Here is a 19,929-nt window from a genome sequence, read left to right on the forward strand (position 1 = left end):
TTTAAAATACAAAACGCCCGATGCGGTGCATCGGGCGTTAGAGTGAAACAGGTGTAAACCTATTTCAGGACTAGACATCAGTGATGCGGTGTTTCAGGCATTCCGTGTATTCGTTCATCGCGGGCAAGCCCGGCTCCTACAGGAGACCGCGCGCCCCTGTAGGAGCCGGGCTTGCCCGCGAAGGCAGTTTAATCACCAACGGAGATTCGGAGTTTAAGTAAAAACCAACGCCGCCGGCACATCCACATCCCACAACACACCAGGATCGTCCACCGGCACTTCCAGCACCCTGGCCGAGGTAAACAAGGGTTTCGCCCCACGATCACCGGACAGACTCATCAAGGCGGCGCCAAACGAGCGCCCAAACCCCACCGGATGACCATATTCAGCGCCATGCACCGGAACACTGATGGCTTCGTCCTGAACCCCCTCCACCACTCGCTGGATACTCGACGACAAGATAAATGGCATATCCCCTAACACCACCAGCCAGCCACCCGAATCGGGACTGGCCGCAACGCCTGCCGCGATGCTGTCACCCATGCCAGCAGCGTCCAGCAGCAACACCTGGCAGCCATAAGCCTGCGCCAGCCGAATCACTCCAGGTCGATTAGCTGTCGTCACCAGCAGCCGCTCACCCAGGCCAGGAGGCAGGCTCAACAACACCTGCTCAATGACCGGTCGAACGACACCGTCACGACCTTCGCACAATGCCAGCAACTTATCCTGTTCAGCACCGGCAACTTGCCGGTAGCGATTGCCCTGCCCTGCGGCAAGCACGATGGCGCATACCGGGGCCTTCAAACCACAGCCTCGCCCAAGGACTGCTTCTGCGGCAGATCAACGCCGTTTTTGATCGCAACAATCTCCGACATCAGCGACAAAGCAATCTCCGCAGGTGTGTGACTGCCAATATGCAAACCAATCGGACCATGCAAGCGGTCTATAGCGTGTTCGGTCAGCCCAAGCACAGCGAGGTTTTCCCGACGCTTCTGGCTATTGACCCGCGACCCCAGCGCACCGACATAAAACGCTTGAGAATTGAGTGCCGTGAGCAGTGCCATATCGTCCAGACGCGGATCATGGGTCAAGGCGACAATCGCCGTGCGCTCGTCGGTTTCGATGCTCAGCACAGCGTCATCCGGCATGCCTGGCACGAAGCGGCCGTGCTGCTCTTCCCAGCCATAGACAAACTCTTTGCGTGGATCACAGATCAGCACCTCGAAATCCAGCAGCCGCGCCATCTCTGCGACATAACGGGACAGCTGACCAGCGCCGATCAACAGCAGCCGCCAACGCGGACCGTAGATTGCGCGCAACGTCTTGCCGTCAAAGCTCAACACATCGCTCTTGCCTGCCGCGTGGAGAACGACCTCGCCGGTGAGCAGATTCAACTCCCGCGCGACAATCTCATGAGCCTCGCAACGCGCCAACAACTCAGCCACCCAGGCCGGATCACCGACTCGCTCTTCGGTCAGCCGCAAAGTGCCACCGCACGGCAAACCAAAACGCGCGGCCTCCTCGCGGCTGACACCGTAGGTCACCAACTGGACTGACGGCCCATCCGCTGGCAAACGGCCATCGTGCAAGCGGGCAATCAGGTCGTCCTCGATACAGCCACCGGAGACAGAACCGATTACCACGCCGTCTTCACGCAAGGCCAGCATCGCGCCTGGGGGCCGGGGCGCACTGCCCCAGGTCTGGACCACACTGTAGAGCACCACTCTCTGCCCGGCGCGACGCCATTGCAGCACGCTGCGTAAAACATTCAGGTCGACACTGTCCATCAGGCTTTGGCCTGCTGCCAGCCTTGCAACTGGTAGCGAACCGGCAGACTGCGAATACGCTTTCCTGTCGCGGCAAAGATCGCATTGCACAGTGCCGGAGCGATCGGCGGCACGCCCGGCTCACCGACGCCGCCCAATGGCACGTTACCCACAGGCGTAACCAGATGCACGGCGACTTCCTTCGGTGCAAGGTCCATGCGCGCCACCTCGTACATGTGGAAATTGTCCTGCTGGACCTTGCCGTCCTTGAAACTGATCTCCCCCAGCACGGCGTTGCCCAGGCCCATCACACAAGCGCCTTCAAACTGTGAGCGAATCCGCTCAGGGTTGATCTGCGGACCACAATCCACCGCGATATCAGCCTTGTGCACAATCAGCGAGCCGTCGTCTTTGACTTCGACCTCAATCACCGCCGCCACGTAGGTAACAAAGCTGTAATGCACCGCCAGACCCAAACCACGTCCTTTGGGCAATTGACGGCCCCAACCGGCAGCCTTGGCCGCGGTTTCCAGGACGCCGCGCAAACGCGCGGTATCGATCGGATAATGCTCGGGGGATTCACCATAATTCCACTCTTCGCTCAAGGTGCGCGGATCAATCTGGCGATCCGGGCCAAGCAGCTTGAGTTGGTATTTCAGCGGATCCTGCCCGGCCAGATGCGCCAGTTCGTCGACAAAGCTCTGAATGGCAAAGCCATGGGGAATGTTCGACACCGAACGATACCAGCCAACCCGGGTATGGGCGGCCGCTTCAGGGTTTTCCAGGCGCACATTGGGAATGGCATAGGCCATGTTGGTAAAGCCCATGCCCAGTTCGAACGCGCCTTCGTGGTTCATGCCCGGAGCGAACAGCGCGGTGATGCTCGGTGCCACGGTGCGGTGTAGCCAGCCGGACGGCATGCCGTCCTTGTTCAGGCCGGCCTTGAGGTACTCGGCCGATGCGGTGTGGAAGTAGGAACAGTGAATGTCGTCCTCCCGGGTCCATTGCACCCGCATCGCTTTGCCCGGAAAAGCCTTGGCCAGGATCGCCGCTTCGAGGATGAAGTCGGGTTTGGATTTGCGACCGAAGCCGCCGCCAAGCAGCGTGACGTTGACCGCGACTTTTTCGAAGGGAATGCCCAGGCGCTCAGCGATGCGCTCGCGCGTCACTTGCGGTGCCTGACTCGGCGCCCAGGCCTCGCAGCGGCCGGCGTTGAAGCGAGCGATGGCGACCATCGGTTCCATCGGTGATTGCGCCAGATGCGGCAAGTAGTAAGCCGCTTCCAGGCTGCTGTCAGCGCTATCCATAGCCTCGTCGATGTTGCCGATGTTCCTCACCACTTTGCCCGGTTTCAAGGCTGCGGCTTCCAACTCCTTACGATAGGCAATCGAGTCGTAACCGGCATTGACGCCATCATCCCACTCGATCTTCAGCGCCTCGCGGCCCTTTATTGCAGCCCACGTGTTGCTGGCTATCACCGCAACACCGCCCAACGGCTGAAACTCCGATGGCAGCGGACGGCTTTCGATTTGCATGACCTTGATCACGCCCGGGACTTTCATCGCCGCACGTCCATCGAAGGATTTGACCTTGCCGCCATAGACAGCTGGCCGTGCCACGGTGGCAAACAGCATGCCTTCGAAATGCACGTCGGCGCCATAAACGGCACGACCGTTGACAATGTCCACACCGTCTATGGCGCGCGCGGCCTCTTTGCCGATGTAGCGAAATTCCGAAGGCTGCTTGAGGCGCAGACTGTCACGCGTCGGCACCGCCAGCGCACTGGCAGCAGCCGCCAGAGCGCCGTAACCCAGTTCACGACCACTGGGTTGGTGAATCACTTTGTGCAATTGCGCATGGCACTCGGCCACCGGTACTTTCCATTGATCGGCCGCGGCTTGTTCAAGCATGGTCCGGGCGGCGGCACCGCAGCGGCGCATCGGCTCGTACCAATGACGCATGCTGCGTGAACCGTCGGTGTCCTGGTTGCCGAAGCGCACTTCATCGCCCGGCGCCTGCTGGACCTTCACCAACGCCCAATCAGCGTCCAGTTCGTCAGCGACCACCATGCTGAGGCTGGTGCGCACGCCCTGGCCCATTTCCGAGCGGTTGCAAACCACTGTCACACTGCCATCGGCGGCAATGCTGACATAGACCTTGGGATCATCGATCCAGCCATTGGGCATGCCGTCGGCGCCGAACTTCTTCTCTTCGGCAAACGCGTCCTGCCAACCCCAACTGGCTGCCAGCACCAGCGCGCTCGCGGCACCGACACCTTTGAGAAAGCCACGACGGCTGAGGTTGCTCAGGGCAAAGTCATTCGGCAACTGGCTCATGCCTTGGCCTCCCGCAGATGAGTGGCTGCCTGACGGATGGCGGTTTTGATCCGGTTATACGTGCCACAGCGGCAAATATTACCGACCATCGCCTCCTCGATCTGTTCGTCGCTGGGATTGGGATTGACCTTGAGCAAGGCCGTGGCAGACATGATTTGCCCACCCTGGCAGAACCCGCATTGCGCGACCGCCGTCTCCAGCCAGGCTCGCTGAACCACTTGCCCGACCGGGTCGCTGTGGAGATTGTCGATGGTGCTGATGTGCTGGCCGGTCACCGAGCCGATTGGCGTAATGCAACTGCGCGCCGGTGAGCCATCGATATGGATGGTGCAGGCACCGCACAGGCCCATGCCGCAGCCGAACTTGGTGCCGCTGTAACCCGCCACGTCGCGAATAGCCCAGAGCAGCGGCATATCCTCAGTGACATCCAACTGGTGATCCTTACCATTGAGTTTCAGGGTAATCATGGGCGCGCCCGCATATATTCTTGGTTATGGGGTCGAGCAATCTGCCGCGTGATGCAGCGTACTGGTGCACGCAGATCAACTCAGGCTAATCGGCTCTCTGATGAAAACAGCCGGGTTTTCATCGGGTCTTACCTGGAAGCAAAGAGATGGAACAAAGAGATACATCGTCAGGAGGCCAAGTTAAACCAGCATTAACAAAAAAGCCCTGCACACACGAAAGGTTTGCAGGGCTCTGGATTCAGACTTCAAGCGTAGCTCAATACTGATTGGGTTCCATTTCCAGCTGGACCCTGAAACGTTCGGCAATGTCTTTCTGGATTCGTTGCGCGAGGTGCAAAAGCTCCAGCCCGGTCGCCGCGCCGTAATTGACCAGTACCAAGGCCTGCAACCGATGCACACCGGCATCAGCCTCTCGAAAACCCTTCCAGCCAGCTCGCTCGATCAACCAGCCAGCCGCCAGTTTCATTTGCCCGTCAGCTTGTGGATAAGCCACCAGATCGGGGTATTCGCTTTTAAGCTCAGCGACCAAAGCCGCTGCCACCAACGGGTTCTTGAAAAAGCTGCCGGCATTACCGAGCACCGCCGGATCAGGAAGCTTCTCGCCGCGAATACTGCAAATGGCCTGACTGACATCGCTGGCGGTCGGATGGCTGATGCCCTGTTCAGTCAAGCGCTGGCGAATCGGGCCGTATTCGAGGTGCAGATGCTCGACGCGACTCAAGGCCAAGCGCACCCGCAGAATCAACCAGCGCCCGGCCTCCTGCTTGAACAGGCTGTCGCGGTAGGCGAATTTGCACTCCTGCCGGCTGAAATCCCGCAGCTCGCCAGTCTGACGGTCCACCGCGGTCAACCCGGCAAACACGTCCTTGATCTCGACACCGTAGGCACCGATGTTCTGCATCGGCGCGGCACCGACCGTACCGGGGATGAGACTGAGGTTCTCCAGACCGGAGAAACCCTGCTCCAGGGTCCATTGCACGAACGGGTGCCAGGTTTCACCCGCCTCAGCCTCAACGACAACCGTGCTGCCGTCGTCACTCAACAGGCGAATACCTCGCGTGGCCATGCGCAGCACCAGCGCCTGAATATCTGCGGTGAGCAACAGATTGCTGCCGCCGCCGATCACCAGCAGAGGTAATGCGTGTTCAGCCGCATAAGCCAACCCTTGGTAGACATCGGCGTCGCTATGAGCCTCGGCGAACACCTGCGCACGGACATCGACGCCAAAGGTGTTGAACGGTTTGAGAGAAACCTGCGTTTGCAGTTGCAAGGTCATAACCGCCCCTTCAATTCGATCACCAGCAAATCACTGGCACGCTCGATCAAGTCCAGCACCTGCTCGAAACCCTGATCACTGTCGTAATAGGGATCCGGCACTTCATCCACGGGGGATTCATAGCGACGCAGGAACAGGTCCAGCTCAGCCCTGCTGCTGGCCGGCTGCAGGGCTTTGAGGTTGCGCAGATTGCTCTGGTCCATCGCCAGAATCAGGTCATAGGTGGCGAAGTCGGCACGGCTCACTTGTTGGGCACGCTGGGCGGACAAATCGTAGCCACGCGACTTCGCGGCCGCTTGGCTGCGTTTGTCCGGCGCCTTGCCGACATGCCAGTCGGCGGTGCCGGCGGAGGCAACTTCCACCTGATCCGCCAGCCCGGCCTCACGCAACTTGCGGCGCAGCACGCCTTCGGCCGTGGGCGAGCGACAAATATTGCCCAGGCAGACAAACAGAACCCGCATCAAGCCTCCAGCAGGCGCCGAACGCGCTCAAGGTCTTGCGCGGTATCGACACCCGCCGGCGGTGCTTCCAGAGCATCGTCAACGTGAATCCGCACGCCATGCCAGAGTGCGCGCAACTGCTCCAGGCACTCAGTGTTTTCCAGCCAGCACGGGCCCCAACTGACGAAGTCATGGAGGAAACCGGCACGGTAGGCGTAGATCCCGATATGTCGACGGTAAGGCACGCCGGCCGGCAATTGCTCCTGGCTCCTGGCGAAGTCATCCCGTGCCCAAGGCAAAGTGGCGCGGCTGAAGGTCAGCGCCAGGCCATTGAGGTCGCTGACGACTTTGACCACATTGGTATTGAACAGGGTTTCAACGTCTTCTATCGGTTCGGCCAGCGTCGACATACGCGCTTCGGGATGGGCTGCCAGATTGGCTGCAACCTGATCGATCACCGTTGGCGGAATCATGGGTTCATCACCCTGCACGTTGACCACGATGGCGTCCGCGGCCAGCCCCAGCTTCGTGGCCACCTCAGCCAGACGATCGGTACCGGAGTTATGATCCTCGCGGGTCAACACCACTTCGGCACCGAATGCCTTGCAGGCTTCGACGATGCGCGCATCATCGGTGGCCACCACCACCCGCTGGGCGCTGCTCTTGCAGGCCTGTTCCCAGACGTGCTGGATCATCGGCTTGCCGGCGATCATTTGCAGCGGCTTACCGGGTAGACGTGTGGAGGCGTAACGGGCCGGAATGACGACGGTGAAGACTGTGGTCATTTATCCAGTCGCTCGTCAGCGCTGAGGGTGCGGGCTTCACTTTCGAGCATTACTGGAATGCCATCACGAATCGGATAGGCCAGACCGGCGCCTTTGCTGATCAGCTCGGTTTTATCGGCACTGAGCTTCAGCGGACCTTTGCAGACCGGGCAGGCAAGGATGTCGAGCAATTTGGTGTCCATGAGAATTCCCTGGATAAAAGCGTTTAAGGCAAAAGACGAGCAGGCAACAAGCGCATCAACTGCGTATCGAACCAGGCCACGAAGGCCGGTGAAGGCACCGCATCGACCGCCAGGTACCACCAGTCATCTGCCGCGAAAGCGCGGCACTTCACCGCATCCTTCTCGGTCATGACCAGCGGCAATGACGGCATAAAATTCAAAGCCTGCGCGCTGTACTCTGCGTGGTCAGCAAAAGCATGCGGGACTGGCCGCCAGTGTAGCGTTTCAAGAGTGCTGAAGAAACGTTGTGGATTGCCGATACCGGCTACTGCGTGCACGGCCTGCCCTGCCGGGAAGTGGTCGAGCGGGCGTCGCTCGCCGCTCGACAGATTGACCAGTGTGGTGGGTTCAAGTCTGAATCCGAAGCCATCGTCGCGATCCGCCGTAGCACCGTTGTAGAGCAGCGCATCGACGCTCTGCAGGCGCTCGATCGGCTCGCGCAACGGCCCGGCGGGCAGGCAACGACCGTTACCCAAACCGCGGGCCGCATCAATCAGCACCAGTTCAAGGTCACGGGCCATGCGGTAGTGCTGCATGCCGTCGTCAGAGAGAATCAGATCCAGAGGCTCGGCGGCCAGTAACGCCTGCACGGCACGGCTGCGATCGGGGTCGATCATCAGCGGCACACCGCTGCGCTGAACGATCAATAGCGGCTCGTCGCCGGCGACATCAGCACGTTGCCCGGCCTCGACTCGCCACGGCAGCTGCGGTGGTTTGGCGCCATAACCGCGGCTGACCACGCCCACCCGCAGACCGCTGCGCTGGCAATGCTTGATCAACCAAAGAATCAGCGGCGTCTTGCCGGTGCCGCCCACTGTGATATTGCCGACCACGACCAACGGCACCGGGGGTTGGTAGATCTCACCCTCTCCGGCCAGAAAGCGTTCACGCTTGCGCAGCACCACACGTCGATACAGCCACTCCAACGGCTGCAGCACCTTCAGCGCAGGATGGCCGTTATACCAGGCGGCAAGCAAACGATCGGAAAGTGCCATCAGTGAGCCGGTGCCGCCTCGACGGTGGTCATTCGCAGATGGCTGAAACCGAGCTTGCCGGCAGCATCCATGGCGGTGATCACGGCTTGGTGTTGGGTTTTGCCATCAGCGCTGATCGACAAAGGCAGGTGGGTATCGCCTGCGGACTCTTTCTGCAGCGCCTCCATCAGGCTGGCCAGATCGTTCTTGGGCAGCAATTGGTTATTCACCGTGAACACACCGTCGGCGCTGATGGCGATATCCAGCTGCTTGGCTTGCTGGTCCTCGGCCGGCGAACCGCTGACAGCTTCCGGCAGCTCAACGCGCAACTGGGTTTCACGGGTAAAAGTGGTGGTCACGACGAAAAACAGCAACAGGATAAACACCACGTCGATCAGCGACGCGAGGTTGATATCGATTGTTTCCCGCTGTTTGCGGCGGAATTTCACGCTCTGCCCTCGACCAGATCAACATCACGGTCGCCCTGCACGACCTCGACCAGTTTGATCGCTTCCTGCTCCATGCCCACCACCAGCTCATCGACCCGGCGTTGCAGGAATCGGTGGAAGAACACCGATGGAATACCGACCATCAGGCCTGCTGCCGTGGTGATCAATGCTTTGGAGATACCACCGGCCAATACCGCGGCGTTGGTGGTCATGCCCGAGCCCATGAATGCGCTGAAAATATCGATCATGCCCAATACCGTACCCAGCAGCCCCAACAATGGCGCCATAGCGGCGATGGTGCCCAGTGCGTTGAGGTAGCGTTCAAGTTCATGAATCACCCGCGCGGCGGCTTCTTCGATGCACTCTTTCATGATCTCGCGGCCATGTTTTGAATTGGCCAGGCCCGCGGCCATGATCTCGCCCAATGGGGAGTTGGCGCGCAGTTCCTTGAGCTTTTCTTTATTGAGTTGCTTGTCCTTGATCCAGACCCAGACCTGCCCGAGCAAATTATCCGGGGTGACGCGGCTGGCTCGCAGGGTCCACAAACGCTCGGCAATGATGGCCAGCGCAGCGATGGAACTCAGAATGATCGGCAACATCATCCAGCCGCCGGATTTGACCAATTCCCACACAGTGACAGTCCCCTCGAAAAAGTGCGCCACTCTAACATAGGGCCTCGACGCACCGAAGACCGTGATGTTGCCTGTCGTCCGGCTTTAATAACTCGCGGTTATTTACTCCCGTCCGGATCACGCCAGAAGCGTCGTTGCTGGCGTATTGCCTCGGGCGGCTTGAAGCTTCCCAACTGAACGCGCAAGGCTCCTTGTTCGGCACTGTCATAAGCAATCATGCCCAGTTTGCGGTAACGCGCCATTACTTGCGGGTGAGGATGACCGAACGAGTTTCCGCGCCCGCGCGAGATCAGCACCGCCGAGGGCGAAAGAGTATTGAGAAATGCCATGGAAGACGAACTGCGACTGCCATGGTGCGGCGCCTGTAGCCAGTCAGTAACAACGGCCAAAGGACTGTCCAGCAGTGCGCGCTCGGCCTGGGCGTCGATATCGCCGGTCAGTAGCAGGCGTTCGCCGTTGGCTTCGACCTGCACTACGCAGGATTTCTGATTACTGTCGGTCGCGGATGACCATTGCCAGAGTTCGAAACTCACCCCGTCCCATTCCCACCTCTTGCCACTCTCGCACGACTGCGCTTGCAGCTCGGCAGGCAACGCATCAGGGTCGCCACTCACCACGCGCGCCACCGGCAGCCCTCGCAGAACCGAACGAGCGCCACCGGCATGATCGGCATCGGCGTGACTGAGCAGCATCAGGTCCAGTCCTCGCACGCCCAGCTTGCGCAATGAAGGCAGCACCACCCGTTCTCCGAGATCGAAATCACCGAAACGAGGCCCGGCGTCATACAACAGAGTGTGATGACGAGTGCGCACGATAATGGCCAACCCCTGCCCGACATCCAGTTGCCAGATTTCGGCCTCGCCTTGGGGGACCGTTCTGAGCGGCGCAAAAACCACCAACAACAGCATCGGCCAACCCAACAGCCGCAACGGCAGTCCTTTGGGCAATAACAGTAGAAAAGCACCGATAACGCTTATCCCCCAGACCCAGAGAGGAATCGCTGCGGGCACCCATGCAGGCGCATACCCCGCCACCAGCGCCAGCCCCTGAAACAGCCAGTCGATCAAGCCGCCCGCCAGCCACAGCAACCCTTCACCGAGATACGGCAGCGGCAAGAGCAAGGTACCCAACAAGGCCGCAGGCAAAACCACCAGGCTGACCCAAGGCACGGCGAACAAATTGGCCAGTGGCCCACTGATGCTGATGGGCAAACCAAGAATCAGCAACACCGGACACAAACCAATAGCAATCAGCCACTGGGCACGGGTCCAGGTTTGCCACCCACTCCAGGCGCCCAAGCGCCCGCTGAACGTAAAAATCAACACCGCCACTGCCGCAAACGACAGCCAGAATCCCGGCTGCAAACTCGCCAGCGGCTCAAGCAACAGGACCACATTCAGCGCCAGCAACAACGGCCACCAGGCCCCCAGATGTCGAAAGCGCAGCCGCCAGAGCAGGACCAGCCCGATCATCACGCACGCTCTGCGTACCGGCACTTCGAACCCCGCCAGCAAGCCGTAACCCAGCGCCGCGCCGAAGGCCATCGCGCAGGCCCACGGTAGCCAAGGCAAACGTGTTGGCCACAATCCATACCGCGCCAGCCCGGCGATCAGCATATAAATCGACCCGGCCAGCAGACCAATGTGCTGCCCGGAAATCACCAGCAAATGCACCGTGCCGGTGTCTTGCAGGATCCGCCAATCGGTGGATGTCAGCCCGGCGCCATCACCCAGCACCAAGGCTGCCAACGCACCGGCCCGGCCTTGGGCGTCGACGCTCAAGAGTCGCTGCCGGATGTCGTCGCGCCACGCCCACTGGGCACTTGCGAGCAACTGCCCGTCCTTGACCGTGCCTGTGGCGCCGATTCGTTGCGCCAGCAACCAGGCGTCGTAATCGAAAGCATGGGGATTGAGCAAGCCGCCGGGGCGTTTGAGCTTGACAGCCAGTCGCCAGCGTTCTCCGCTGTGGACCGGCGGCCCGCCGTACCAGGCCAGCCGCATCAACTTCGGCAATGGGGTCCGCCGCGATTGCCCACCCTCAAGCTCGAAACGCACCACACCATCGGCGTTCTGCGGCAAGCCCACCACGCGCCCTTCGAGCCAGCGAGTTTGCCCATCGAGACTGAGCGCCAGGCGATCATTCAAAGCCCAGTGCGCGCCCGCACACGCCCAACTGAAGCCGAACAGAAAAAATGCCAGTGGATAAGTCCGAAACGGCAAAAGCATCAATCCTGGCACGGGCAATAGCAGCAATAGCCAGATCGGCGGCAGCGCCGGCAAGAAACGCAGGGTCAACAGACCCAACGCGAGCGCAAACATCCCTGTGCGCATAAGTCCGTCCATGAGAATCCTTTCTCTCGGAATAGCCGAGCCGCACGGGCGCAGCTTTATTAATTGTCACAAAGTCTGAATTTTCCATCCGTAGAATCCGGGCATACTTGCCGCTTGAACCGACCGAGATGCCCTATGCCCCGGCGCCTATTCAAACGTTACATGCCAGACCCGACCAGCATCCGGGAACACAAATCCTTACGCTTTCTTGGCACGTTGCTGCACGACCCGAATCTTTGGCACCTCAATCGCCACTCGGTAGCACGCGCGATGGCGGTGGGATTTTTCGCCGCGTTTCTGCCCATTCCATTGCAGATGCTGGTGGCGGCGATTCTGGCGATAACCGTGCGCGGCAATATGCCGATTGCCGTCAGCCTGGTCTGGTTGACCAACCCGATTACCATGCCCGCGGTATTTTTCTGCACCTACCAGACCGGCGCCTGGCTAATGAACGTACCGGCCCGAAGCCTGCCGGACGAGCTGTCCTGGGAGTGGATCAGCGGCGAGTTGTCGACGCTATGGCAGCCTTTCCTGCTGGGCTCAGTGGTCACTGGGCTGGTCTTCGGCGCCCTCGCCTATTGCCTGACCATGCTCTACTGGCGCTGGTGGGTCAGCCGGCAATGGACGCGGCGCAAGAAAAGTCGACTGTAAAAATGCAAAAACGGCACCCTTGGGTGCCGTTTCTGTTTTGGGAGGTTGATCAGGGTATGCTGCCTGGCAACAACCGTGGCGAGGCTTTCGCAGGTTACTGGCGCATACCGCGACCGCTGACCAGCAGCCGTGCGCAACCGATATACAACACCACTGTCGCGACCAGCATAAAGGCGATGGCCACGCTGATCTTGATATCCGACACCCCAAGGATGCCATAGCGGAAGGCGTTGACCATATGCAGCACCGGGTTGACCAGCGACACGGTCTGCCAGAACGGCGGCAACAAAGTGATCGAGTAGAACACCCCGCCCAGATAGGTCAGCGGCGTCAACACGAACGTCGGGATAATCGAGATATCATCGAAGTTGCGTGCAAACACGGCGTTGATGAAGCCCAATAGCGAGAAAATCGTCGCCGTCAGCACCACCACCAGAATGGTCACGCCCAAGTGATGCACCTGCAGATCGGTGAAGAACAACGACAGCAGCGTCACGATCACCCCGACCATCAGCCCGCGCAACACGCCACCCAAGGTGTAGCCAATCAGAATGGTGTGCGGCGAAACCGGCGAAACCATCAGTTCTTCGATGGAGCGCTGGAACTTGCTGCCAAAGAAACTCGATACCACGTTACCGTAGGAGTTGGTGATCACCGACATCATGATCAGCCCGGGCACGATGTATTCCATATAGGTGAAACCACCCATATCACCAATCTGCCGACCGATCAGGTTGCCAAAGATCACGAAGTACAAAACCATAGTGATCGCCGGCGGCAGCAGGGTTTGCGGCCAGATCCGGGTAAAGCGCCGGACTTCACGATAGACGATGGTATTGAGCGCAACGAGGTTGGGCTGCAGCTCTGAACTCATACCGCCACCTTCGCCAGATTTTTCTCCACCAGGGACACGAACAACTCCTCAAGGCGATTGGTTTTATTGCGCAGGCTCAGCACTTCGATGTGTTGCGCGGCCAGTTGACCGAACAGCGCAGTGATGCCAACTGATTTATCAACCTGGACTTCCAGGGTGTGACTGTCGACCAGGCGGTTCGGATAGCCGATCAGCTGCGGCGCGACCTTCATGTCGGTTTTCAGATCGAGCAGGAAGGTCTCGACATGCAATTGGCTGAGCAACTGCCGCATGCTGGTGTTCTCGACAATGGTGCCATGGTCGATGATGCCGATATTGCGGCACAGCTGCTCAGCCTCTTCCAGGTAATGAGTGGTGAGGATGATGGTGATGCCTTTCTGATTCAGCTCGGTGAGGAAGGTCCACATCGAGCGACGCAGCTCGATATCCACCCCGGCAGTCGGTTCGTCGAGGATCAGCAGACGAGGTTCATGCACCAGCGCGCGGGCGATCATCAATCGACGCTTCATGCCGCCGGACAAGGAGCGCGACGGTACATCACGCTTGTCCCACAGGCCTAGCTGGGTCAGGTATTGCTCGGCCCGCTCCTTGGCAATTTTCGGCGGGATGCCGTAGTAGCCAGCCTGAGTCACGACAATGTCGAAGGTCTTTTCGAACTGGTTGAAGTTGAACTCTTGCGGTACCACGCCAATGCAACGCTTGAGCGTGGCGGGCTCACGATCGAGATCATGCCCAAAGATATTCACCGTGCCGCTGGTCTTGTTCACCAGGGTGGAGAGAATGCCGATGGTGGTGGATTTGCCAGCGCCGTTGGGGCCGAGCAAGGCGAAAAAATCACCTTCGGCGACATCCAGATCGATACCACTCAGGGCCTGGAAACCGTTGCCGTAGGTTTTGGTTAGCTGCCGGATGGACAGAGCGGAACTCATATCGGATTTACGCACCAAGAAGGGAAGAAAGTTACAAATAAGGGCGGACCGCACAGAATGCAACGGCGGCGAACCAGGCCAATGGTGCTTGTCGACGCCGCACAAGTACAGTCATGTGTATTGATAGTCGGTATTAAGTCAACGCAGTCATGACGGCTTTCTGATAAGCCGGGCGCTGCTTCAGGCGCTCATACCAGGCCTCCAGGTGGCGCATCTGCGGGCGCTCGATGGGCATTTCAAACCAGGCGTAAATAAAACTGCCCAGCGGAATATCACCCATGCCGATTTCATCACCGGACAAATATGGATGCTCGGCCAGCGCCTGATCGACCATCGAAAGCAACTCGGCACAGGTCTTCTGTGCAGCGTTGATCTTGACCCAATCCTGTTGATCCGCCGGGGTGCGCAATACGCCCCAGAACAGATGACGGAACGGTTCGGCCAAGGTCGAGGTGGTCCAGTCCATCCATTTTTCAGCAGCTGCCCGCGCCCGCACATCCACCGGATACCAGGCCGAATCGGCGGCATGCCTGGCGCACAGATAACGCACGATGGTGTTGGATTCCCAGAGCACGAAGCCGTCATCTTCGATTACCGGAATTCGGCCATTGGGGTTCATGGCCCGGTATTCAGGTGTATCGACCACACCAAAGGCACCGCCCGCGTCCAGCGCTTCGTAGGTCAGACCGAGCTCTTCGGCGCACCAGAGTGCCTTTCTGACATTCGACGAGTTTTTCCGACCCCAGATCTTCAGCATGACTGCCCCTTGATGGATGAATGCCGGGGCAGTCTACGCCGGATCAGGCGCGACTCAAATCGGTCTGCATATCACCCGACCGGGCTGACAACTGATCGCTGAACAAATGCGGATAACATTTTTCCAGATGCTCGAAGAAGAAAACTTCAGGCACATCCGTGAACTGCCCATGGTCCACCAGATACTCCATCGATTGTTGCCCCTGACGATTGAACGGGTGGAACACGCTGTCATTGACTCCGTCGAACTCAAGCGGTGCCACATCGAACAACTCACAGAGTTGCTGATTGAACGCCGGGGTGGCCTTGACCCAACGGCCCTGCAAATACAGCTCGGTGTAACCGTGCATGGCAAACACATCGCTTCTGAGCAGCGCAAGCAAGCGTGGCGTCGACAGATGATTACGCACATCGGCCAGACCGATCCGTGCAGCAATTGCGCAATGCCGGGCGCATCCGGCGAGCAAGGTCGCCTTGGGCACGCAGTAGCTTTCACCGGTCGCCAGCGCATAACTGCCGCGCAAGGTCTGCGGGTCACGGCTGAAGGTATAAGGGTTGTAGCGCACGGCATCGCGCACGGCGTAATAGAGATTGATCGCCTGTTCGAGCCGGTCACGACTCTTGCCGCGATGCGTTTCGGCGAACTCCACCACCGATGGATGGTCACTATCGATGAAGCGGCCGGGACTCAGATACTCGTGCATGAGAACAATCTCCTGGGGAAGCCACGAGTCTAGCGATAGCCCTGGTACAGAGATAACGACGTTTCGGCCAAATATCAGAGCTTGCCGCTCTGTTAACGCAGGAATTCAACAGTCCGCTATCGAGACAACTTACGAAGTTCACCCGATGTTTCCTACAGATTCAAACACATCGCTCTTAGCACCCTGTTTCGTGGATGCCGTCTAAGCTCTCAGGATGGTTTTGCCCCTGGTTTCACGGAGGATTGAATATGCTGCTGTTGTGGATACTGGTTCTGGTGGTCGGGATCGCCTATTTGGCACATCGCCGCACCACGCCCTTGCCCGCCTTGGGCATGATCGCTGCCTACCTGCTGGCGATGGGCGCCTTCAGCCGTGCACCAGGCTGGCTGTTACTGATTTTCTGGGTGATATTTGCGGCGGTGGCCGCGCCCTTGTTGTTGCCGGACCTGCGACGTAAATACTTCACGGCGCCGCTATTGAGCTGGTTTCAAAAAACCTTGCCGCCAATGTCGCAAACCGAACGCGACGCCATTGATGCCGGCACAGTCTGGTGGGACGGCGAGCTGTTCAGTGGTCGCCCGGACTGGAACAAACTGCTGGCCTACCCAAAAGCGCAACTGAGTGAAGAGGAACAGGCATTCATCGATGGCCCGACCGAAGAGCTCTGCGCCATGGTCAGCGACTGGCAGATCAGCCAGTCCATGGACCTGCCGCCAGAAGCCTGGGATCACATCAAGCAGCACGGTTTTTTTGCCCTGATCATTCCCAAGGAGTTCGGCGGTAAAGGCTTCTCGGCCTATGCCCACTCCCAGGTTGCGATGAAACTGGCAACCCGCAGCGGCGACCTGGCGTCCACCGTGATGGTGCCTAACTCCCTCGGCCCGGCCGACCTGCTGCTGCATTACGGCACCGACGAACAGCGTAACCATTATCTGCCCCGCCTCGCCCGTGGCGACGATATCCCCTGCTTTGCCCTGACTGGCCCGCTGGCAGGTTCCGACGCAGGAGCAATGCCCGACACCGGGGTCATTTGCAAAGGTGAATGGGAGGGTAAAGAAACCCTCGGCCTGCGCCTGAACTGGGAAAAGCGTTACATCACCCTCGGCCCGGTTGCCACCTTGCTCGGCCTGGCCTTCAAGGCTTATGACCCGGACCACCTGCTGAGCGAAAATGAAGACCTGGGGATCAGCCTCGCGTTGATTCCGACCGACACGGCTGGTGTAGAAATCGGCCGTCGTCACCTGCCGCTGGGTGCCTCGTTCATGAACGGCCCGAACTCCGGCAAGGATGTCTTCGTGCCGCTGGAGTTCCTCATTGGCGGCCAGGAAATGCTCGGCAAAGGCTGGATGATGCTGATGAACTGCCTGTCGGTCGGGCGCTCGATTTCGCTACCGGCCGTCGGCACCGGTGCGGCCAAGTTCACCAGCCTGGTGACCGGCCAGTATGCGCAGGTTCGCGAGCAGTTCAACGTACCACTGGCGGCCTTCGAAGGGATTCAGGAAGCAATGGCCCGGATCGGCGGCAATGCCTGGCTGATGGACGCCGCACGGATGCTCACCGCCAACGCGGTAGACCTCGGCGAGAAACCCTCGGTACTCTCGGCCATTCTCAAATACCACCTTACCGAACGCGGTCGCGAATGCATTAGCCACGCCATGGACGTCCACGGCGGCAAAGCCATCATCATGGGCCCGAACAACTACCTCGGCCGTAGCTGGCAAGGCGCACCGATCTTCATCACCGTGGAAGGCGCGAACATCCTCTCCCGGAATCTGATGATCTTTGGCCAGGGTGCGATTCGCTGCCATCCATTCGTGCTCAAAGAAATGGCCCTCGCCGGCCGCGAAGACAAACAACAGGCCCTGATCGAATTCGACGGCCTGCTGCTCAAACACATCGGTTTTGCCGTGAGCAACGCCGCCAGTACCTTGGTGTTGAACCTTGGCCTTGGGCGTTTCGAACACATGCCAGGGGACAAGCTCAGCCAGCGCTACTTCCGCGCCCTCAACCGACAGGCCGCAGCTTTCGCCATGCTCGCCGACTTCAGCATGATGCTGCTGGGCGGCGAACTGAAACGCCGCGAACGCCTGTCCGCGCGCCTCGGTGATGTGCTCAGCAACCTGTATCTGGCCTCTGCCGCACTCAAGCGTTATCACGACCTCGACTCACCGGAACATCTGCATCCGCTGTTCGTCTGGGCCATGGAAGAAAGCCTCGGCCAGTCCGAACGCGCATTGGACGAACTGCTCACCAACTTCCCGAGCAAGGTACTCGGCTGCCTGCTGCGGGTGCTGGTATTCCCGCTCGGTCGTCGGCACAAAGGGCCGTCAGACAAGATGGGAGCTGAAGTCGCGGCGGTCATCTGTCGCGCCAAAGGCGATCCAACCCTTGAAGAGTTACTGGGGGGCTGCTATCGCCCGCAATCGACAGAGGATCCGGTCGGCGCCCTGCAGCATGCCTGCGACTTGCTGAGCGCTGCCCAGCCGCTGCAGAAAAAACTCCAGACGGCGCTCAAAAGCGGTCAGCTCAAACCTGCCGCCGGGGAGAATGCCATCGACGCCGCGCTGGAGGCTGGCGTCTTGCAACCGGTTGAAGTCCAGACCTTGCATGAAGCAGAGGCGGCACGGCGCAAGGTTATCGATGTCGATGACTTTGCCAAAGATGAACTGACGCTCAGCGCGGGGAAAACCCGTTAGACCAGTCCGTATAGCTGTTCAATTATGAAAAGCGGGTGTCGGAGTTATATACTTGCGCGCCCGTTTTGCTTTAGCTCTAGAGGACTCCCGTTATGCTCGACCACACTCTCGCCCTGCTCGCACACTTGCGCAGCATCCTGGTCGCCTTGGGTGAAGCCGAACAGGTTCCGGAAGAAAGCCACGAACTTTTCCTCGAACGCTTCGACGAACTGATGCTGCAACTGCCGGTCGACCCGATCGAAAGCCAATACCTGGGGCAAGACATTCTCTGCCAGGTCATCGCGCGTTATCCGCAGATTGCCCATCTGGTGCCACGCGATCTGCTGTGGTACTTCGCCGGCGACTGCCTGCACTTCATGCCCGACGACGAGATCGACCTGTACCAGGCCCTCGAAGATCGTCGCTATGAAGCCGAACAGAACGACGAGCCGTTCGACTGGAACCAGGAAAAACAGCTGCTGTCGATGTCGAACCAGGACGTCAAGCACTGATTCAACGCCCAAACGCAAAAGGCCCGCGCGGTTAAACCGGCGGGCCTTTTTATTTGCTGATGAACTGCAGCGTAAGCAAGATCAAAGCAACCCATCGCTCTGCGCATGCTCATCCGCCAGTGCAGCTTTGCTGGGAACACTCGACTTCCCCGGCTTGCTCAGCGTCGGCTCCTTCTCCAGGCACGCCACCAGATAGTCGATGAACACCCGCAGCTTCGGCGGCAAATAACGCGTCGGCGAATGAAGAAGCCATGCTCCGCCGTGATACGAGGCGAGAAAGGTCCAGTCCGGCAGCACCTGCACGATCAGCCCCTGCTCCAGCGCATAACGCGCGGTGAAGTACGGCAAGCTGCCAATCCCGATATGCTGGAGCACCGCCTCCAGCCGCACACCGGTATGGTTAGCCGCATAGCGTCCACGCACCCCCACGGTTACCGCTTTGGTTCCCTGCCTGAACTTCCAGCGCGCATCACTCGGCGTCTCACCCAGATAAATACAACTGTGGTTGAGCAGGTCATGGGGATGGGTAGGCGTCCCGTGCTCGGCCAGATACTGCGGCGTCGCACACAACAAGTGCTCGATACTCAGCAACTGACGCCCCACCAGACCGGCCGGCGGTCGATCCGTGATGCGAATAGCGAGGTCTACGTTATCGTCGATCAGGTCCACGTTGCGGTCTTCGAGTAACAACTCCACATCGACCTTCGGATAGCGACGCAAAAACTCCGGCATGTGCGGATGAATAACAAATCGCCCTACCGCCTTGGGCACACTCACTCGCACCAGCCCCTCGGCCTCATGGGTGTACTGGCCGCTGATTTCCATCACCGACCTGGCCGCACTGACCATCTCCTGGCAGCGCTTGAAGACCTCTTCGCCACCGTCGCTAAGTCGCAATTTGCGCGTGGTGCGCTGCAGCAGCCGGATGGCCAGCACCTTCTCCAGTCGCGAGATGCTGCGACTTACCGCTGAAGGCGACGAACCCAGTTGCCGGGCGGCTTCCGAGAAACTGCCGGTCTCGACAACTTTGACGAAAATCGCCATTTCACCCAGCAAAGGCAGTGGAAGATTTATGCTCACAACGCAAAAGTCCATTGATGTTTGAATGGATTATCACGCAATTCCAGCATCCATATAATAAAAATAGAAATT

20 protein-coding genes are annotated in these 19,929 nt (G+C 59.4%); 3 read left to right on the forward strand and 17 right to left on the reverse strand.

What is annotated here, in order from left to right; genetic code table 11:
* Nucleotides 1-213: 213 nt before the first annotated feature.
* The 12 genes from AC07O1_RS24090 to AC07O1_RS24145 form a co-directional block, all read right to left on the reverse strand.
* Nucleotides 214-804: a nucleotidyltransferase family protein gene (locus AC07O1_RS24090; protein ID WP_495090387.1), complete on the reverse strand. Its 591-nt coding sequence runs from the start codon at nucleotides 802-804 to the stop codon at nucleotides 214-216.
* A complete protein-coding gene (locus AC07O1_RS24095; RefSeq protein ID WP_495090388.1) occupies nucleotides 801-1,787 on the reverse strand; it encodes an XdhC family protein in 987 nt (328 codons plus the stop codon). Before AC07O1_RS24095 ends, AC07O1_RS24090 begins: the two co-directional genes overlap by 4 nt.
* Nucleotides 1,787-4,102 (reverse strand): xanthine dehydrogenase family protein molybdopterin-binding subunit, encoded by a 2,316-nt coding sequence (locus AC07O1_RS24100; protein ID WP_495090389.1) that lies wholly within the window; start codon nucleotides 4,100-4,102, stop codon nucleotides 1,787-1,789. The genes AC07O1_RS24095 and AC07O1_RS24100 overlap by 1 nt, the downstream gene beginning before the upstream one ends.
* Nucleotides 4,099-4,569, reverse strand: a complete 471-nt coding sequence (locus AC07O1_RS24105) for a (2Fe-2S)-binding protein (protein WP_495090390.1) — start codon at nucleotides 4,567-4,569, stop codon at nucleotides 4,099-4,101. Before AC07O1_RS24105 ends, AC07O1_RS24100 begins: the two co-directional genes overlap by 4 nt.
* Nucleotides 4,570-4,825: 256 nt before the next feature.
* Entirely contained in the window at nucleotides 4,826-5,845 is a 1,020-nt protein-coding gene (gene murB / locus AC07O1_RS24110; RefSeq protein ID WP_495090391.1) for a UDP-N-acetylmuramate dehydrogenase, read from the reverse strand.
* Nucleotides 5,842-6,306 carry a low molecular weight protein-tyrosine-phosphatase gene (locus AC07O1_RS24115; RefSeq protein WP_495090392.1) on the reverse strand — a complete coding sequence of 155 codons (465 nt, stop codon included), beginning with the start codon at nucleotides 6,304-6,306 and terminating at the stop codon, nucleotides 5,842-5,844. The genes murB and AC07O1_RS24115 overlap by 4 nt, the downstream gene beginning before the upstream one ends.
* Entirely contained in the window at nucleotides 6,306-7,070 is a 765-nt protein-coding gene (gene kdsB / locus AC07O1_RS24120; protein ID WP_495090393.1) for a 3-deoxy-manno-octulosonate cytidylyltransferase, read from the reverse strand. The genes AC07O1_RS24115 and kdsB overlap by 1 nt, the downstream gene beginning before the upstream one ends.
* Entirely contained in the window at nucleotides 7,067-7,252 is a 186-nt protein-coding gene (locus tag AC07O1_RS24125) for a Trm112 family protein (protein WP_494994014.1), read from the reverse strand. Before AC07O1_RS24125 ends, kdsB begins: the two co-directional genes overlap by 4 nt.
* A 23-nt stretch (nucleotides 7,253-7,275) precedes the next feature.
* Nucleotides 7,276-8,286 (reverse strand): tetraacyldisaccharide 4'-kinase, encoded by a 1,011-nt coding sequence (gene lpxK, locus AC07O1_RS24130; RefSeq protein ID WP_495090394.1) that lies wholly within the window; start codon nucleotides 8,284-8,286, stop codon nucleotides 7,276-7,278.
* Entirely contained in the window at nucleotides 8,286-8,714 is a 429-nt protein-coding gene (locus tag AC07O1_RS24135; RefSeq protein ID WP_494994016.1) for an ExbD/TolR family protein, read from the reverse strand. Before AC07O1_RS24135 ends, lpxK begins: the two co-directional genes overlap by 1 nt.
* Nucleotides 8,711-9,346 (reverse strand): MotA/TolQ/ExbB proton channel family protein, encoded by a 636-nt coding sequence (locus AC07O1_RS24140; RefSeq protein WP_495010727.1) that lies wholly within the window; start codon nucleotides 9,344-9,346, stop codon nucleotides 8,711-8,713. Before AC07O1_RS24140 ends, AC07O1_RS24135 begins: the two co-directional genes overlap by 4 nt.
* Nucleotides 9,347-9,444: 98 nt before the next feature.
* Nucleotides 9,445-11,676 carry a DNA internalization-related competence protein ComEC/Rec2 gene (locus AC07O1_RS24145; protein ID WP_495090432.1) on the reverse strand — a complete coding sequence of 744 codons (2,232 nt, stop codon included), beginning with the start codon at nucleotides 11,674-11,676 and terminating at the stop codon, nucleotides 9,445-9,447.
* A 135-nt stretch (nucleotides 11,677-11,811) separates the two neighbouring features.
* Between AC07O1_RS24145 and AC07O1_RS24150 the strand changes: the two genes are divergently transcribed.
* Entirely contained in the window at nucleotides 11,812-12,327 is a 516-nt protein-coding gene (locus AC07O1_RS24150; RefSeq protein ID WP_494994018.1) for a DUF2062 domain-containing protein, read from the forward strand.
* 94 nt (nucleotides 12,328-12,421) lie between these two features.
* On the opposite strand, the gene AC07O1_RS24155 is transcribed toward AC07O1_RS24150, so the two are convergent.
* The 4 genes from AC07O1_RS24155 to AC07O1_RS24170 all read right to left on the reverse strand — a co-directional run bounded on the left by AC07O1_RS24155 (nucleotide 12,422) and on the right by AC07O1_RS24170 (nucleotide 15,590).
* Entirely contained in the window at nucleotides 12,422-13,201 is a 780-nt protein-coding gene (locus AC07O1_RS24155; protein ID WP_494994019.1) for an ABC transporter permease, read from the reverse strand.
* Nucleotides 13,198-14,130, reverse strand: a complete 933-nt coding sequence (locus tag AC07O1_RS24160) for an ABC transporter ATP-binding protein (protein WP_495010729.1) — start codon at nucleotides 14,128-14,130, stop codon at nucleotides 13,198-13,200. The genes AC07O1_RS24155 and AC07O1_RS24160 overlap by 4 nt, the downstream gene beginning before the upstream one ends.
* A 133-nt stretch (nucleotides 14,131-14,263) precedes the next feature.
* On the reverse strand, nucleotides 14,264-14,887 hold the full coding sequence (locus AC07O1_RS24165) for a glutathione S-transferase family protein (protein ID WP_495090395.1): 624 nt from the start codon (nucleotides 14,885-14,887) through the stop codon (nucleotides 14,264-14,266).
* Nucleotides 14,888-14,930: 43 nt separating this feature from the next.
* Entirely contained in the window at nucleotides 14,931-15,590 is a 660-nt protein-coding gene (locus tag AC07O1_RS24170; protein WP_495090396.1) for a transglutaminase-like domain-containing protein, read from the reverse strand.
* Nucleotides 15,591-15,838: 248 nt separating this feature from the next.
* On the opposite strand from AC07O1_RS24170, the gene AC07O1_RS24175 reads away from it, so the two are divergent.
* Nucleotides 15,839-18,286 (forward strand): acyl-CoA dehydrogenase, encoded by a 2,448-nt coding sequence (locus tag AC07O1_RS24175; protein WP_495090397.1) that lies wholly within the window; start codon nucleotides 15,839-15,841, stop codon nucleotides 18,284-18,286.
* A gap of 92 nt (nucleotides 18,287-18,378) precedes the next feature.
* The gene (locus tag AC07O1_RS24180) at nucleotides 18,379-18,777 is read left to right on the forward strand and encodes a PA2817 family protein (protein ID WP_494994024.1); all 399 of its coding nucleotides are present in this window, start codon (nucleotides 18,379-18,381) and stop codon (nucleotides 18,775-18,777) included.
* A gap of 81 nt (nucleotides 18,778-18,858) precedes the next feature.
* Here AC07O1_RS24180 and AC07O1_RS24185 read toward each other — a convergent pair whose 3' ends face one another.
* The gene (locus AC07O1_RS24185) at nucleotides 18,859-19,857 is read right to left on the reverse strand and encodes a LysR family transcriptional regulator (protein ID WP_495090398.1); all 999 of its coding nucleotides are present in this window, start codon (nucleotides 19,855-19,857) and stop codon (nucleotides 18,859-18,861) included.
* Between the last annotated feature and the right edge of the window lie 72 nt (nucleotides 19,858-19,929).

The sequence above is a fragment of the Pseudomonas sp. GW821-FHT07G10 genome (genome assembly GCF_059418545.1).

Coding starts and splice junctions, on each gene's coding strand:
- AC07O1_RS24100 (WP_495090389.1), bottom strand. CDS start 4,102: ATGAGCCAGTTGCCGAATGACTTTGCCCTGAGCAACCTCAGCCGTCGT.
- AC07O1_RS24175 (WP_495090397.1), top strand. CDS start 15,839: ATGCTGCTGTTGTGGATACTGGTTCTGGTGGTCGGGATCGCCTATTTG.
- AC07O1_RS24145 (WP_495090432.1), bottom strand. CDS start 11,676: ATGCGCACAGGGATGTTTGCGCTCGCGTTGGGTCTGTTGACCCTGCGT.
- AC07O1_RS24160 (WP_495010729.1), bottom strand. CDS start 14,130: ATGAGTTCCGCTCTGTCCATCCGGCAGCTAACCAAAACCTACGGCAAC.
- AC07O1_RS24150 (WP_494994018.1), top strand. CDS start 11,812: ATGCCCCGGCGCCTATTCAAACGTTACATGCCAGACCCGACCAGCATC.
- murB (WP_495090391.1), bottom strand. CDS start 5,845: ATGACCTTGCAACTGCAAACGCAGGTTTCTCTCAAACCGTTCAACACC.
- kdsB (WP_495090393.1), bottom strand. CDS start 7,070: ATGACCACAGTCTTCACCGTCGTCATTCCGGCCCGTTACGCCTCCACA.
- AC07O1_RS24115 (WP_495090392.1), bottom strand. CDS start 6,306: ATGCGGGTTCTGTTTGTCTGCCTGGGCAATATTTGTCGCTCGCCCACG.
- AC07O1_RS24180 (WP_494994024.1), top strand. CDS start 18,379: ATGCTCGACCACACTCTCGCCCTGCTCGCACACTTGCGCAGCATCCTG.
- AC07O1_RS24170 (WP_495090396.1), bottom strand. CDS start 15,590: ATGCACGAGTATCTGAGTCCCGGCCGCTTCATCGATAGTGACCATCCA.
- AC07O1_RS24125 (WP_494994014.1), bottom strand. CDS start 7,252: ATGGACACCAAATTGCTCGACATCCTTGCCTGCCCGGTCTGCAAAGGT.
- AC07O1_RS24165 (WP_495090395.1), bottom strand. CDS start 14,887: ATGCTGAAGATCTGGGGTCGGAAAAACTCGTCGAATGTCAGAAAGGCA.
- AC07O1_RS24155 (WP_494994019.1), bottom strand. CDS start 13,201: ATGAGTTCAGAGCTGCAGCCCAACCTCGTTGCGCTCAATACCATCGTC.
- AC07O1_RS24105 (WP_495090390.1), bottom strand. CDS start 4,569: ATGATTACCCTGAAACTCAATGGTAAGGATCACCAGTTGGATGTCACT.
- lpxK (WP_495090394.1), bottom strand. CDS start 8,286: ATGGCACTTTCCGATCGTTTGCTTGCCGCCTGGTATAACGGCCATCCT.
- AC07O1_RS24095 (WP_495090388.1), bottom strand. CDS start 1,787: ATGGACAGTGTCGACCTGAATGTTTTACGCAGCGTGCTGCAATGGCGT.